General features: G+C 69.0%; 12 protein-coding genes. 4 read left to right on the forward strand and 8 right to left on the reverse strand.

The window, feature by feature from the left end; genetic code table 11:
* Window positions 1-5: 5 nt before the first annotated feature.
* The 6 genes from A3AG_RS0130165 to A3AG_RS0130190 all read right to left on the reverse strand — a co-directional run bounded on the left by A3AG_RS0130165 (window position 6) and on the right by A3AG_RS0130190 (window position 4780).
* Entirely contained in the window at window positions 6-857 is an 852-nt protein-coding gene (locus A3AG_RS0130165) for an IclR family transcriptional regulator (protein ID WP_018008996.1), read from the reverse strand.
* A 31-nt stretch (window positions 858-888) separates the two neighbouring features.
* Window positions 889-1425 carry a cupin domain-containing protein gene (locus A3AG_RS0130170; RefSeq protein WP_018008997.1) on the reverse strand — a complete coding sequence of 179 codons (537 nt, stop codon included), beginning with the start codon at window positions 1423-1425 and terminating at the stop codon, window positions 889-891.
* A 52-nt stretch (window positions 1426-1477) separates the two neighbouring features.
* Window positions 1478-2251 (reverse strand): SDR family oxidoreductase, encoded by a 774-nt coding sequence (locus tag A3AG_RS0130175; protein ID WP_018008998.1) that lies wholly within the window; start codon window positions 2249-2251, stop codon window positions 1478-1480.
* Complete coding sequence (locus A3AG_RS0130180; protein ID WP_018008999.1) at window positions 2244-3305, reverse strand: aromatic ring-hydroxylating dioxygenase subunit alpha; 1062 nt, start codon at window positions 3303-3305, stop codon at window positions 2244-2246. The genes A3AG_RS0130175 and A3AG_RS0130180 overlap by 8 nt, the downstream gene beginning before the upstream one ends.
* 39 nt (window positions 3306-3344) lie before the next feature.
* Window positions 3345-3650, reverse strand: coding sequence for a recombinase-like helix-turn-helix domain-containing protein (locus A3AG_RS0130185; RefSeq protein ID WP_232344589.1), 306 nt, complete (start codon window positions 3648-3650; stop codon window positions 3345-3347).
* Window positions 3651-3901: 251 nt separating this feature from the next.
* Window positions 3902-4780 (reverse strand): alpha/beta fold hydrolase, encoded by an 879-nt coding sequence (locus A3AG_RS0130190; protein ID WP_018009001.1) that lies wholly within the window; start codon window positions 4778-4780, stop codon window positions 3902-3904.
* A 323-nt stretch (window positions 4781-5103) separates the two neighbouring features.
* Here A3AG_RS0130190 and A3AG_RS0130195 point away from each other — a divergent pair, with 323 nt between their 5' ends.
* The 3 genes from A3AG_RS0130195 to A3AG_RS0130205 all read left to right on the forward strand — a co-directional run bounded on the left by A3AG_RS0130195 (window position 5104) and on the right by A3AG_RS0130205 (window position 7938).
* The gene (locus A3AG_RS0130195; protein ID WP_018009002.1) at window positions 5104-6207 is read left to right on the forward strand and encodes a porin; all 1104 of its coding nucleotides are present in this window, start codon (window positions 5104-5106) and stop codon (window positions 6205-6207) included.
* Window positions 6208-6307: 100 nt separating this feature from the next.
* Window positions 6308-7306 (forward strand): Bug family tripartite tricarboxylate transporter substrate binding protein, encoded by a 999-nt coding sequence (locus A3AG_RS0130200; protein ID WP_018009003.1) that lies wholly within the window; start codon window positions 6308-6310, stop codon window positions 7304-7306.
* A gap of 140 nt (window positions 7307-7446) precedes the next feature.
* Complete coding sequence (locus tag A3AG_RS0130205; RefSeq protein ID WP_018009004.1) at window positions 7447-7938, forward strand: DUF421 domain-containing protein; 492 nt, start codon at window positions 7447-7449, stop codon at window positions 7936-7938.
* A 99-nt stretch (window positions 7939-8037) separates the two neighbouring features.
* Here A3AG_RS0130205 and A3AG_RS0130210 read toward each other — a convergent pair whose 3' ends face one another.
* Window positions 8038-9621, reverse strand: a complete 1584-nt coding sequence (locus tag A3AG_RS0130210; RefSeq protein WP_018009005.1) for a fatty acid--CoA ligase — start codon at window positions 9619-9621, stop codon at window positions 8038-8040.
* A 79-nt stretch (window positions 9622-9700) separates the two neighbouring features.
* Window positions 9701-10483, reverse strand: a complete 783-nt coding sequence (locus A3AG_RS0130215; RefSeq protein WP_018009006.1) for an SDR family NAD(P)-dependent oxidoreductase — start codon at window positions 10481-10483, stop codon at window positions 9701-9703.
* A gap of 271 nt (window positions 10484-10754) precedes the next feature.
* Between A3AG_RS0130215 and A3AG_RS0130220 the strand changes: the two genes are divergently transcribed.
* Window positions 10755-13070, forward strand: a complete 2316-nt coding sequence (locus tag A3AG_RS0130220; RefSeq protein ID WP_018009007.1) for a mechanosensitive ion channel family protein — start codon at window positions 10755-10757, stop codon at window positions 13068-13070.
* Window positions 13071-13304 lie beyond the last annotated feature (234 nt).

Genomic DNA, 13304 nt, shown 5'->3' on the forward strand with positions numbered 1-13304 from the left:
AGTCCTCACTCCCGATACAGATTCACGACCTTGCCGGCGCTGTGCAGCGACGGCCGGTAGTCGAGCAGGCGCGACAGCTCGCCCGCGCTATCCCTGACTTTCTCGACCATCGCGTCCAGTTGGTCCGGATCGATATGCGCCGCAGGAATGGTCGCGCCCAGTGCCGCCACCACCTTGCCGGTGCGGTCGCGCACCGGCGCGGCGATGGTCGAGATGCTCGATTCGAAAAAGCCTTCCTGCAGCACGTAGCCGCGCTCGCGGTCGCGCTGGACGATGGCAAACAGTGCATCGGCCGTGCGCGGGGTGCTGTCGGAGAACACTTCAAGCTGCGCCTCCGGATACAGTGCGCGCAGCTCCACTAGCGACAGGTCTTCCAGCAGCACGCGTCCCAGCACGGTGGCATGCGCGGGCAGCCGCGTGCCGACGTTGACCGAGCTGGCGAAGGGCCGCGGCGACACCGCCTTGGCCACGTAGACGATCGACCGGCCGTCGCGCACCACCAGGTTGGTCGGGTAGCCGATCTCGTCGCGCAGCCGCTCCAGCAGCGGGCGGCCCAGTTCGGTCAGTTCCAGCGACGCCAGGTACTCGAAGCCGAGCCGCAGCACCGCCATGCCCAGCCGGAAATCACGGCCGCCATCGGCACGCTCGACAAAGCCCAGCATTTCCAGCGTGGCCAGCAGGCGGAACACGGTGGAACGCGGCACCTTGAGGCGGCGCGCCAGTTCCGCGGCTGACATGCTGCGGTCCTTGCTGCTGAACTCGCCGAGCAGGCGCAGGCCGCGTTCCAGCCCCGGGACGATGTACTTGTCCGGGGTCTCGCTGGCGGCGGGCGTGGTCGGGATGGCGTTGGTGCTCATGGTCGGTGCGTGCGGACGGGCCGATGGCGCCTCAGCGCTTGATCTTCGTCAGCGGGTGCTCGGGCGGGTAGGTCGGCGTGATCGGCTTCTTGGCGCCGAGCATCACGCACATCAGCGCGTCTTCCTCGCCGATATTGATTTCCTCGCGGTACACGCCCGGCGGCACCGAGACCAGGTCGCGGTCGGTCAGGATGGTCTCGAAGCGCTCGCCGTCCTTTTCCAGGATCAGCTTGATCTTGCCGCGCAGGATGAAGAACACCTCTTCCACGTCGGTGTGCAGGTGCGACGGGCCCTCATGGCCGGCCGGGATGATCATGGTGGAGAAGGTGAAGTGCTCCGACGGCACGGTGTTGGTGTCGGCGGCCACGCCGGTGCCGCCGGTGCCCAGGTAGCGCATCTGCGCACGGCGGTACTTGGGGTCGTAGTCGGCCTGGAACTTCAGCGCGTCCCAGTCGTACCTGCGCGTGGAGAAGCGCGCCACGCGGCTTTCCATCCACTGGTCGAACGAGGCGCCCTCCGGCTGGTCCCAGGAACGCTTGATGTTTTGCTGTTGGGAAAGATCGCTCATTTGGATTCCTTGTGCTTGGATGTGGCTATCGGTGGATCGGTGGATCGGTGGATCAATGCATGACAAAGCCGCCGTTGACCGCCAGGGTCTGGCCGGTCACGAAACGGGCAAGGTCGGACAGGGCGAACAGCACCGCGCCGCAGACGTCGTCGGGCAGCTGCTCGCGCGAGATCGCGCGCTGCTCGCGGTACAGGTCATGGCGATGCTGGGGCACATACTCGGTGGCTTCCACCAGGGTCAGGCCCGGCGCCACGGCGTTCACCGTGATCTGGTCCTTGCCCAGTTCACGCGCCAGCGAGCGGGTCATGCCGATGATGGCGCTCTTGCTGGCCACGTAGGCGAGCAGGTTGGGCGCGCCCCACAGCGGCGTGTCCGAGGCCAGGTTGACCACCGCGCCACGGCCGCTGGCGCGCAGCGCCGGCAGGCAGGCGGCAGTCATCAGCCAGGTGCCACGCACGTTGACATTCATCACGCGGTCCCAGGTGGCAATGTCGATGGCGCTGGCGTCGCGGCCGCCCGAGTCGGTCACGGCGGCGTTGTTGACCAGGCCGTCGAGGCCGCCCAGTGCCTTCACCGCGGCGTCGGCGCAAGCCTGCACCGAGGCGGGGTCCGACAGGTCCAGCGTCACGGGCACCACCTTCAGGCCGCGGGCGCGCAGCGCATCGGCTTCCTGCTGCAGGCGTTCGGCCAGGATGTCGGCCATCGCCACGCTGGCGCCGGCTTCGGCCAGCGAGGTGGCGAAGGCCAGGCCCAGGCCGCGCGCGGCGCCGGTGACCAGCACCTTGCGGCCGGCCAGCAGCTTGTGTTGGGTGATGGCCTCAGGCATGGCTGGCGGCTCCGGCAGGCTTGAGCATGGCCACCGGCTCGTCGGCGACTTCCTGCTCGGCGCGACGCTTGAGCAGGCGGCGCACGCGCGTGATGCCGGCATCGTGCTGGTACAGCATCTCGTGGTCGCGGGCGTTCGGGGCCATCATTTCCAGCACCACGCGGTCCTGCTCGAGCACGTCCCAGTGCAGCTGCTCCAGGCGGTTGCGATACAGGAAGCGCCATACGTCGCGCTCCCAGCCCTGTACATGGCGGGTGCGCCAGAAGAACACCATGCAATGGTCTTCATCCACCGGCGTGGCCATGCCGACGATGCCGAACGGGCCGCCGGGGCCGACCTTGGCGCGGTACGGGATCGCCAGGCGCAGCCACAGCGTGCCGGTCTCGCCGAATTCCACCCAGTCGAAGTTGACGCCGCGCTGGCCGGTCTTCTCGAACACCAGGCCGTGCTCGGTCTCGCGGATCTGCATCACCGCGGACTTCTCGCCCGAGGCCATCGAGTGCGATACCGCATGCAGGTAGGCGCCGTGCATCGGGTCCATGACGTTGTCGATGGCGTAGCGGTAGTTGCAGTCCCAGTGCGCCACGCACAGGAAGTTGCTGTGTTCCTCGCTGACCAGTTCTTCGGGCAGGCGCAGTTCGTCTGGGCTGCCTTCGCCCTGCGGGGCCTGCTCGCCGAACCACAGGAAGATCGCGCCGGCCTTTTCCTGCACCGGGTAGCTGCGCACGCAGGTGCGGCCTTCCAGCGGGCAGCTCTCGACGGCGGGCACGCTCTTGACCTGGCCATCGCCGCCGACTTCGACGCCGTGATACCAGCAGGCGACGCGGTCGCCCAGGTTCCAGCCCATCGACAGGCGCGCGCCGCGGTGCGGGCAGCGGTCTTCCAGCGCGTGAACCTGGCCGGCGCCGTCGCGCCACAGCACGATGTTCTGGCTCAGGCGGGTGATGCCGATCGGGGCATGGGTCACCGCCCACGAGGCGGCGACCGGGTACCAGTAGTTGCGCAGGCCGGTGTTGAGGCGGGCTTCGGCGCGGGCTTGCTTGTTCGATTCCATGTGGTTCTCGCTAAGACGCTGTGCTGGGGCGGCTGGGGCTCAGGCGCCCAGGCGGCGCATTTCCGACAGGAAGCGCTCTTCGGTCCAGGGCTGGCTGTCGACGGTGAGGAAGCCGGCGGCATTGAACGCGCGCACGATGTCCTGCGGGTTCTGCGCACCGCCTTCGAAGGCGGCTTCGAGGGCGTCGCCCAGCGCGTTCTCGTACGCGCTCGGTGCGGCGGCGCGGGTCTGCCAGACGATGTTGGCGACCTTGCCGGGTTGCTCGATATGGCCCTTGCCCGCCACGTTGTTCGGCGCCGGACGCTCCCAGGGCACCAGGTTCGGGTTGTACGAGAGGCTTTCCATTGCGCTTGGCTCCATGTCTTGCAGCAGGGGGACCGTGTTCCGCGTGCGCGTTTCGGCCGGTGGGCTGACCGCCGCGCTACGTTTTACTAATGAAACACTGGTTTAGATATTGAACACAGGTACGACTATAGACAACGACGGCCTAAAAATTGACTGGGGTTAACCCGCGACTGGGCAGATTGCCCGGCGGTTCGGCGCACGCGCGGCGGCGCCTGGGTTGGGACTCCGGCGGCAGGACGCCGCCGCGGGGTTCACTGGCCGTCCGGCAGCGCCGAACGGATCAGCCGCGCCGTGGCGGCGGCCTGGTCGATATAGCAGGCATGCCCCGCATCCGGGATCAGCGCGAACGGCAGGCCGAAGCGTTCGGCCAGCGCGGCGCAGGCGGGCGGCGTGGTGACGACATCGCGGCCGCCGCAGGCAATCTGCGTCGGCATGCGTTCCGGACGCCGCGCCAGGTAGGCGTCGATGTCGTCGCCGCACAGCATCGCCACCGCCTGGCGGTAGCCGTCAGGGTTGAGCCGCCGCATGTTCCAGCGCACCCAGGCCTGCGCGCCCGCATCGGCCGTTTCGCTGAGCAGCCGCGCCGGGCCGCGCTGGGCCAGCCCGTCGACGCCCAGCGACGCGAGCGCCTCCAGCCGCTGGCTTGCCACCGCGCTGGCCTGCGCTTCCTTGCCCGCCGCGCCATAGCCTTGCGCCACGCTCAGTAGCAGCAGGCGCGCCGGCAGCTGGCGTGCGGTGGCGGCATAGGCGGCCGCCATCAGCGCGCCCAGCGAATGCCCGACCACCAGCGCCGGCTGCACGCCGAGTGCCGCCAGCAGGCCCTCGAGCCGCCGCGCATAGTCCACCGCCAGCGGCCGCGCCTGCGCCAGCGGGGAAGAGTCGCCGTAGCCCGGCGCATCCCAGGCGATCACGCGCGCATGCGCGGCCAGCAGGCTGGCGCACGGCAGCCACGACGCCGCCCCCGAACTGATGCCGTGCAGCAGCACCACCACCGGCCCCGAGCCGCCGCCGCAGCGGTAGGCCACCTGCGCGCCATCGACGTGCGCCACGCGCTGGGCAAACCCGCTGTCCAGCGCCTCCAGCAAGCCACGGTCGGGGTCGGACGGTATCTGGCGCTGAATATGTTCCATATATAAAACTATAGTTGGCAAATAAAACACTTGAAGGATAGGCGCTGCGGCAGTGCCGACGGCATCAGGGTTAACGATAGGTATGCCGGCAAACGGCGTCGCTACGCCAACGCCGGGGATCCAGGCCATCGGCTTAAGGGATAACCCTCCTCACATTTTCCGGAAAGTCGCGGCTATATTTTGCTCAACGTTTCTTATGTTGTTTGACGTTTCATATATAAAACACAAAAGAGACGAAGACGACAGCCAGTACCGCCATCCGCAGTGGTACCGGAGCACCAGACCAAAACACCACAAGACGGAAAACGGAAGGAAACCGGTAGATGAAACTTGCACGAACCGCCGCGGCGCTGCTTGCGGCCTCCCCCCTGCTGGCCTCGGCGCAATCGTCGCAATCATCGGTCACGCTGTACGGCGTGATCGACAGCGGCGTCGAGTACGTGAGCAATGTCGGCGCCAACGGCGACGGCCTGGTGCGCATGCCCAACAACACCGCCACGGTGCCGTCGCGCTGGGGCATCCGCGGCACCGAAGACCTGGGCGGCGGGCTCAAGGGCCTGTTCGTGCTGGAATCGGGCTTCTCGCCCGACACCGGCAGCGCCAACCAGGGCGGCCGCCTGTTCGGGCGCCAGGCGCTGGTGGGCCTGAGCAACCCCTACGGGCAGCTGTCGTTCGGCCGCCAGTACACCATGCTGTTCTGGGCCATCCTCGACAGCGACATCCTCGGGCCCAACGTCTACGGCTCGGGCTCGCTCGACAGCTACCTGCCCAACACGCGCGCCGACAACGCGGTTGCGTACAAGGCCAACTTCAACGGCTTCGTGGTCGGCGCCACCTACAGCTTCGGGCGCGATGCCGTCAACGCCGGCCCCAGCCCCGCCGGCACCAACTGCGCCGGCGAAAACCCGGCCGACAAGAAGGCATGCCGCGAATGGTCGGCCATGATCGGCTACGACAACAAGAACTGGGGCGTGATCGCGGCCTACGACTCGCAACGCGGCGGCCCCGGCGCCTTCGGCGGCCTGACCAGCAGCAACCTGACCGACGACCGCCTGTCGCTGGGCGGCTACCTGCTGCTGAAGAACACCAAGCTCGGCGCCGGCTGGATCCGCCGCGACAACGAGGGCAGCCCGACGCCGGTCAGCGACCTGTACTACGCCGGCGTCTCGCACGACATCACGCCCGCGGTCAACCTGGCCGGGCAGGTGTACTTCCTGAACTACCACGGCAGCGACAACCAGGCCATGCTTTACGCGCTGCGCGCGACCTACAGTTTCAGCAAGCGCACCTCGGTTTATGCCACCGCGGGCTTTATCAACAACGGCGGCCAGTTGGCCATGTCGGTCAGCGGCGGCTCGCCCGGTTCGGCCCCGCGCGCGGGCGAGAACCAGTGGGGCTCGATGCTCGGCATCAAGCACATTTTCTGAGTCCGTCGATCCATCGTAGCCGCCGGCGCCGCGCGCCGGGTTCCACCCAACGCGGCACCGCCTCCGGGCCGGTGCCCGGTCTTACCGAGGTCTGAAGATCATGAAGTCCGCACGACGCCACCTCCTGGCCACGCTGGCCGCCGCCACGCTCGCTCCCGCCGCCCTGCTGGGCGCTGGCGGCGCGCTGGCCCAAGGTTCGTACCCCAGCAAACCCGTCACCATCGTCGTCGCCTACCCCGCCGGCGGCGACGTCGACGTGCTGGCACGCATGCTGGCCGAGAAACTGGCCCCGCGCCTGAAGCAGTCCGTGGTGGTGGAAAACCGCACCGGCGCGGCCGGCACCATCGGCAGCGCCTACGTGGCGCGCGCCAATCCGGACGGCCACACGCTGCTGCTCGCGCCCAATACCGTCGCCATCGCGCCGCTGGTGCTGCGCGCCGGCACCGGCGCCAGCTACGACGTGCAGCAGGACTTTACGCCGATCAGCCAGATCGGCACGCAGTCGCTGTTCGTGGTGGTCAACAAGGGCACCGGCATCACCAAGGTCAGCGACCTGGTGGCGCGCGCCAAGGCCGGCAAGGTCGAGACCTATGCCACCCCGGGCAATGGCTCGCCGATGCACATCATGGGCGAGCTGTTCAACAAGTCGGCCGGCATCAAGATCAGCCAGGTGCCGTACCGTGGCCTCGCACCCGCCATCGTCGACGTGATCGGCGGTCAGGTGCCGGTCACCTACATCACCTATGGCGCGATCTCGCAGTACGTCGGCAATGGCAGCCTGGTGCCGCTGGCGGTGGCCGACCCGAAGCGCTCGCCGTTCGCGCCCAACGTGCCGACGCTGGCCGAGCTGGGCTACAAGGATGTCGAGATCGGTGCCTGGCAGGCGCTGCTGGGGCCGAAGAACATGCCGGCCGAGGTGGTGCGCACGCTCAACGCGCACGTCAACGAGATCCTGAAGATGCCCGACGTGGTGGCGCGCATGGCCACCATCGCCGTCACCCCCTCCGGCGGCGAGCCGGCGGTGCTGTCCAAACTGATCGCCAGCGATACCTCGCGCTACACCAAGGTGGTGAAGGAGTTCGGCATCCAGGCCGACTGAGCGCGCCATGCAGGCACGGTCATGCCGCGCCGTGCCTGTAAGAATTACCATTCGATACCTGCGGTATAGCGGCGCCGGCGCCACGCTGTGGCCGCCGCCCCGTGCCTGCATGCTGGCAAGGAAGTTGCAGCGTTGCCGGCATGGACTTTTCGATCGACTGGCGCGAAGCGCTCTTCTTCACCATCTCGCCGCTCGAGATCATCGTGCGCGGCACGGTGATGTACTGGTCGCTGTTCCTGCTGTTCCGCTTCGTCGTGCGGCGCGACATCGGCTCGATGGGCATCGCCGACCTGCTGCTGATCGTGATCGTCGCCGACGCGGCGCAGAACGGCATGGCCGGCAAGGGCGAGGGCGTGGCCGACGCCGTGCTGCTGGTGGTCACGCTGATCGTCTGGAACCGGCTGATCGACTTCCTGGCCTACAAGTACCCGAGCTTTCAACGCTTCGCCGAAGCCAAGAAGGTGCTGCTGGTACGCGACGGCGTCAAGCTGCACGAGAACATGCGACGCGAGAACATCACCGACGAGGAACTCGAGGCGAAGTACCGCCAGCATGGCGTCGATTCGATCGAAGGCGTCAAGGCGCTCTACCTTGAAGCCGACGGCAAGGTCAGCGTGATCAAGAAGGAGTAGGCGTCCGGGCCTGGCGCGGCCGGCGGACTCCAGCCGCTGGCCCGTCGCAGGCAAAGGCCTGCCGGGTTGCGGCGGGCTTTTGTCTGGCTGCGGCAGGCCTCAGTTCACCTGCCGGTTCATGCCCTCCCAGAAGGGTTCGCGCAGCTTGCGGCGCAGCAGCTTGCCCGACGGGTTGCGCGGCAGCGCATCGACGAACTCGATGCTCTTCGGCACCTTGAACCCCGCCACGCGCTGGCGCGTCCAGGCGAGGATGGCATCGCGGTCGGCCGCCTGCCCCGGCTTGAGCACGATGATGGCCTTGACCGCCTCGCCCCACTTGTCGTCCGGCACGCCGATCACGGCCACGTCGGCCACCTGCGGATGGCCGTAGATGGCGCTTTCGACCTCGGCCGGATAGACGTTCTCGCCGCCGCTGATGATCATGTCCTTGACGCGGTCGTGGATGTACAGGTAGCCCTCGGCATCCATGTAGCCGGCGTCGCCGGTGCGCAGCCAGCCGCCGGCGTCGATGGTGCGCGCGGTCTCTTCGGGCTGCTTCCAGTAGCCGGCCATGTTGTGCTGCGAGCGCACCACCACCTCGCCGACCTCGTCCGGTGCCAGCCGGCGCCCTTCATAATCCACCACCTTCAGCTCGACCCCCGGCAGCGCCTTGCCCGCGGCGCGCATGCGCGGCACCTCGTCGGTGGTGTGGTCTTCGGGCGGCAGCGCGACGATGGTGCCGGTAGTCTCGGTCATGCCGTACTGCTGCACGAAGCCGCAGCCGAACACCTCGATGCCCTCGCGCAGCAGCGCCGCGGGAATCGGCGCGGCGCCGTACAGCAGGTACTTCAGGCGCGAATAGTCGACCTGGCGCGCGCGCGGGTCGCGCAGCACGATCTGCATCGCGGCCGGCACCAGGAACAGCTTGCTGACGCGCTCCTTCTCGATGAAGTCGAGCACCGCGCGCGGATCGAACTCGCGCGCGACCACGCCCTTGGCACCGGACAGCAGGTTGCGCAAACCCCAGCCGGAGCCGCCGATATGCGCCACCGGCATCGCCACCAGCGAAATATCGTCGGCGACCCAATGCGACCAGGCCAGGTGTTCGCGCTCGCTGACCTCGGTGCCGATGGTCAGGTTGCGGTGCGTCAGCATCGCGCCCTTGGGCCGCCCGGTGGTGCCCGACGTGTACAGCTGCAGCACCACGTCGTGCGCGGCCGGCTCATGCGCGGGCGGCGTGGCCGGATGCGCGTCGCGCCAGTCGGTGAAGCACGGCCAGTCGCCCTGCACGTCGCACGGCTCCATCACCACCACCTTGCGCACCAGCGGCAGCGCCGGCAGCAGGTTGCGCACCATCGCCGCGGACTCGGCACCGACGAACAGCACCACCGCATCGCAATGCCCGAGGATGAACTCGACCTCGGGCGGCGCCAGGCGCCAGCTGGCCGGCGCCATCACCGCGCCGGTCTTGGCCGCGCCCAGCAGCAGTTCGAAATAGTGGTCGCTGTTCTTGCCGATATAGCCGATGCGGTCGCCCGCGCGCACGCCTTCGGCCAGCAAGCCCTGCGCCACGCGGTCGGTGTTGCGCTCGAACCCGGCATACGTGGTCTGCCGGCCTTCGAACGAATACGCCACCGCCTCCGGCCGCAGGCGCGCGAAATGGCGCACCGCGTGCGGCAGCGTCGTCAGATAGCTGAAATCCATCCGCGTCTCCCAAAGATTTCATGCCAGGGACGGACTCGCGTGACGCGGGTCCGCCCCTGGCGACAGGCCCGTCGAGGCTTCAGCGCGGCGCCATGCGGATGGCGCCATCCAGGCGCACCGACTCGCCATTGAAATAGCCGTTGCGGCACATCTCGACCGCCAGCGAGGCAAACTCTTCCGGCTGCCCCAGGCGCTTCGGGAACGGCACCGACGCGGCCAGCGCGGCCTTGACGTTCTCGGCCGCGCCCTGCAGCAGCGGCGTATTGAAGATGCCCGGCAGGATGGTGTTGACGCGGATGCCCTCGCCCGCCAGGTCGCGCGCGATCGGCAGCGTCATGCCGACCACGCCGGCCTTCGACGCCGAGTACGCCGCCTGCCCCATCTGGCCGTCCTGCGCCGCCACCGAGGCGGTGTTGATGATCACGCCGCGCTCGCCGCCGGTGGTGTCCAGCGTCAGCATGCCGGCGGCCGAACGCGCGATGCAGCGGAAGGTGCCGATCAGGTTGATCTGGATGATGCGCTCGAAGGCATCGGACGGGAAATGCTTGATCTGGTCGGGCGCCTCCTTGGAGCGCGAGGCGGTCTTGATGGCGTTGCCGGTGCCGGCGCAGTTGACCAGGATGCGCTCCTGCCCGATGGCGGCGCGCGCCTTCGCAAAGCCGGCCTCGACCTCAGCCTCGGAGGTCACGTTGACCTGGCAGAACACGCCGCCGAGTTCACGCGCCAGCGCTTCGCCCTTGTCGGCGTTCAGGTCGAACAGCGCCACGCGCACGCCCTGTGCGGCCAGCGCCCGCGCGGTTGCCGCGCCCAGCCCCGATGCGCCACCCGTCACCACTGCCGATACCGATGCATTGAGTTCCATGCCGTCTTTCCTTTGTCCCTTGTTGCCGTGCGTCCGCGCTGCGCGGCCGCGTTCTGGTTGAAGCCGGCAGACGCGAGCAGCGCCTGTACCGGAGTGGGTTCGAGATTCGGGGATCGGCGTCGCCAATGCATCGTCTGAAGCGACGAATGCGACGAATGCGCCCGATGCGCGCCCCAGCACGCCGCCCGGCACACCACCCGACCGATGCGTTACAGTGGCGCGATCGATGGCCATTCCGGCGCCGGCGCCAGCCGGCGGACGATCACCCGCCATGCGCAAACCCGAACCTCACGCCTTCGCCCGGCGCCGCCGGCATGCCGCCCTCGCCACGGCCCTGGCCTGGCTGGCCGGCCTGCTGGCGCTGCTGTGCGCGATGCCCGCGGCCGCCGCCGGCCCGCTCGCCGCCTTGCTGGCGCCGGCGGAGAAACCCGCGGCGGCCGCCAGCGCCCCCGCCGCCAGCGTGCCGCTGGCGCAGTCGCTGGACCAGGTCATCGCCACGCTGCAGGACGACCGCGAGCGGCGCGCGCTGGTGGGCCAGCTGCAAACCCTGCGACAGGGCCTGGCGGCGTCGGCGGCGATGGCGCCGCCGGCCGCGCCGGACGCGGCCTCGGCACCCGGGCTGATCGGTGCCGTGGCGCAGGTGCTGGACGAAGTCGACTCGCACCTGCGCGAAGATCGGGGCCCGTGGCAATACTGGGGCTGGCGCACGCGCTTCGCGGCCGACGAATGGCGCGCCGCGCTGACGCAGGGCGGCACGCGCACCGGCCTGGACTCGCTGCGCGAATTCGCGCTGGTGCTGGCGGCATGGGCGGTGTGCGGCTGGCTGCTGTACGAGGCCGGCCACCGGCTGCGGCGGCGGCGCACGGCCGGCGCCGCCCCCGCGCCGCGCGGCAAGCTGCCCGAACTGCCGTCGTGGGTCGATGTCGGCCTCTACATGTTGCGCCATATCGGCCCATGGGTGGTGGCGTTCGGGCTGACGCTGCTGCTGGCGCGCCAGCTGTTCGCGCAATCGCCGGCCAGCGTCGCCGCCGTGCTGCTGGCCTACGCCATCGTCGCCGGCGCGGTCGCGGCGGCGGTGTGCCAGGTCATCTTCGCGCTGTTCCGCAGCGCGCACCGGCAACTGGCGGTGCGGCAACTGCTGGCGCGTTCCCCGTGGCTGCTGTTCTGCACCGGCGCGCTGGCGGCGCTGGGCAACGGCGCCGCCGACGGCCGCATGGTCGCGGTGCTGGGCGGCAACCTCTGCGCGCTGGTCTCGACCCTGGCCAATATCGCCGCGGCGCTGGGTATCGGCGTGTTTGCGCTGACATTCCGCCGCCAGGTCGGCCACCTGATCAGCCTGCGGCCACTGGCGTTCCGCCAGGCCCATCCTGCCGTGACCGATCTGCTGCGCCTGGCCGGCCACGCCTGGCACCTGCCGGTGCTGGCGGTGGTGGTGGCGTCGGTGATCGGCACGGTGCTGGCCACCGGCCATGCCGAAGTGTTCCTGCGCCGCACGGTAGCGTCGGTGGCGCTGTTCGTCGCCGCGCTGCTGCTGAACATGGTGCTGGGGCGCTCGCCCAAGGCCGGCGCGCGCGCGCCGCGCATCCGCGACCGCCGCCGCTCGGCCTACCTGCAGCGCTACGGGCGCTTTGCGCTGGCGCTGGCACGTGTGGTGGTGTGGGCAGGGTTCCTGGAAATGGTCATGCGCGTGTGGGGCTCTTCGCTGGTGCGGCTGGCCGAGTCGTCGGCCGCCGGGCGCCACCTGACCGAGGCCGCGCTGCGCGTCACCAGCACCGTGCTGCTGGCCTGGCTGGTCTGGCTGCTGATCGATACCGCCATCACGCAGTCCTTGTCGCCCGGGCACGCGCGCGCCGCCCAGCCGAGCCTGCGCGCCCGCACCATCCTGCCGCTGGTGCGCAATGCCTCGTTCATCGGCCTGCTGGTGCTCACCGTGATCGTGGTGCTGGCCAACCTGGGCGTCAATGTGACGCCGCTGCTGGCCGGCGCGGGCGTGGTCGGCCTGGCGATCGGCTTCGGCGCGCAAAGCCTGGTGCAGGACCTGATCACAGGCCTGTTCATCGTGGTCGAGGACTCGATCGCCATCGGCGACTCGATCGAGCTGCCCGACCACGCCGGCGTGGTCGAGGCCATGACCATCCGCACCGTCAAGCTGCGCGACGGCCGCGGCGCGCTGCACACGCTGCCGTACAGCCAGATCAAGGCGGTCAAGAACCTGTCGCGCGGCTACGGCTACGCCGTGCTCAGCATCGGCATCAGCTACCAGAGCGACCTGGACCGCGCGCTGGACCTGATCCGCACCACCGGCGCCGAGCTGGCCCGCGACCACCGCTACGGCCGCAAGCTGATATCCGGGCTCGAAATCCTGGGCCTGGACCGCTTCGATCCGAGCGGGCCCGTGGTGATGGCGCAGATCAAGACCCGGCCGCTGATGCAGGCCGAGATCACGCGCGCCTTCAATGCCCGGCTCAAGCGCAACTTCGATGCCAGCGGCATCCGCATGGCATCGCCAAGCCTGACCATCCAGGTCGACGGCGGCTCGGTGGAACTGCCCGCGGGGGAACTGGCGACAAAGGCCACGCCACAGTAAACGGGGGGGCGCCCGCCAGCGCTGGAAAAAGGCGCCGGAGGCGGGCCTGATGAGAATTTTGCGCCGCACAATCGGGGTTTCCCCCCCCAAACACGGGGTATAAAACATACAACATTGTTTGGCATGATTGCGGCACGGCAAGCGCGACCGACAAGGCGCTGCCGGCAGCAGCCGTATCGGCGCCACTACAGAACGCCAGAACGGAACCGATAACACCAAGGGATGTGGCCACTT

The sequence above is a fragment of the Cupriavidus neocaledonicus genome (genome assembly GCF_000372525.1).
Lineage (GTDB): Bacteria > Pseudomonadota > Gammaproteobacteria > Burkholderiales > Burkholderiaceae > Cupriavidus > Cupriavidus neocaledonicus.

Excerpts from the sequence above, each read along its gene's own strand:
- A3AG_RS0130210 (WP_018009005.1), bottom strand. The coding sequence starts at position 9,621 with ATGGATTTCAGCTATCTGACGACGCTGCCGCACGCGGTGCGCCATTTC.
- A3AG_RS0130200 (WP_018009003.1), top strand. The coding sequence starts at position 6,308 with ATGAAGTCCGCACGACGCCACCTCCTGGCCACGCTGGCCGCCGCCACG.
- A3AG_RS0130215 (WP_018009006.1), bottom strand. The coding sequence starts at position 10,483 with ATGGAACTCAATGCATCGGTATCGGCAGTGGTGACGGGTGGCGCATCG.
- A3AG_RS0130205 (WP_018009004.1), top strand. The coding sequence starts at position 7,447 with ATGGACTTTTCGATCGACTGGCGCGAAGCGCTCTTCTTCACCATCTCG.
- A3AG_RS0130185 (WP_232344589.1), bottom strand. The coding sequence starts at position 3,650 with ATGGAAAGCCTCTCGTACAACCCGAACCTGGTGCCCTGGGAGCGTCCG.
- A3AG_RS0130195 (WP_018009002.1), top strand. The coding sequence starts at position 5,104 with ATGAAACTTGCACGAACCGCCGCGGCGCTGCTTGCGGCCTCCCCCCTG.
- A3AG_RS0130170 (WP_018008997.1), bottom strand. The coding sequence starts at position 1,425 with ATGAGCGATCTTTCCCAACAGCAAAACATCAAGCGTTCCTGGGACCAG.
- A3AG_RS0130220 (WP_018009007.1), top strand. The coding sequence starts at position 10,755 with ATGCGCAAACCCGAACCTCACGCCTTCGCCCGGCGCCGCCGGCATGCC.
- A3AG_RS0130180 (WP_018008999.1), bottom strand. The coding sequence starts at position 3,305 with ATGGAATCGAACAAGCAAGCCCGCGCCGAAGCCCGCCTCAACACCGGC.
- A3AG_RS0130190 (WP_018009001.1), bottom strand. The coding sequence starts at position 4,780 with ATGGAACATATTCAGCGCCAGATACCGTCCGACCCCGACCGTGGCTTG.
- A3AG_RS0130165 (WP_018008996.1), bottom strand. The coding sequence starts at position 857 with ATGAGCACCAACGCCATCCCGACCACGCCCGCCGCCAGCGAGACCCCG.
- A3AG_RS0130175 (WP_018008998.1), bottom strand. The coding sequence starts at position 2,251 with ATGCCTGAGGCCATCACCCAACACAAGCTGCTGGCCGGCCGCAAGGTG.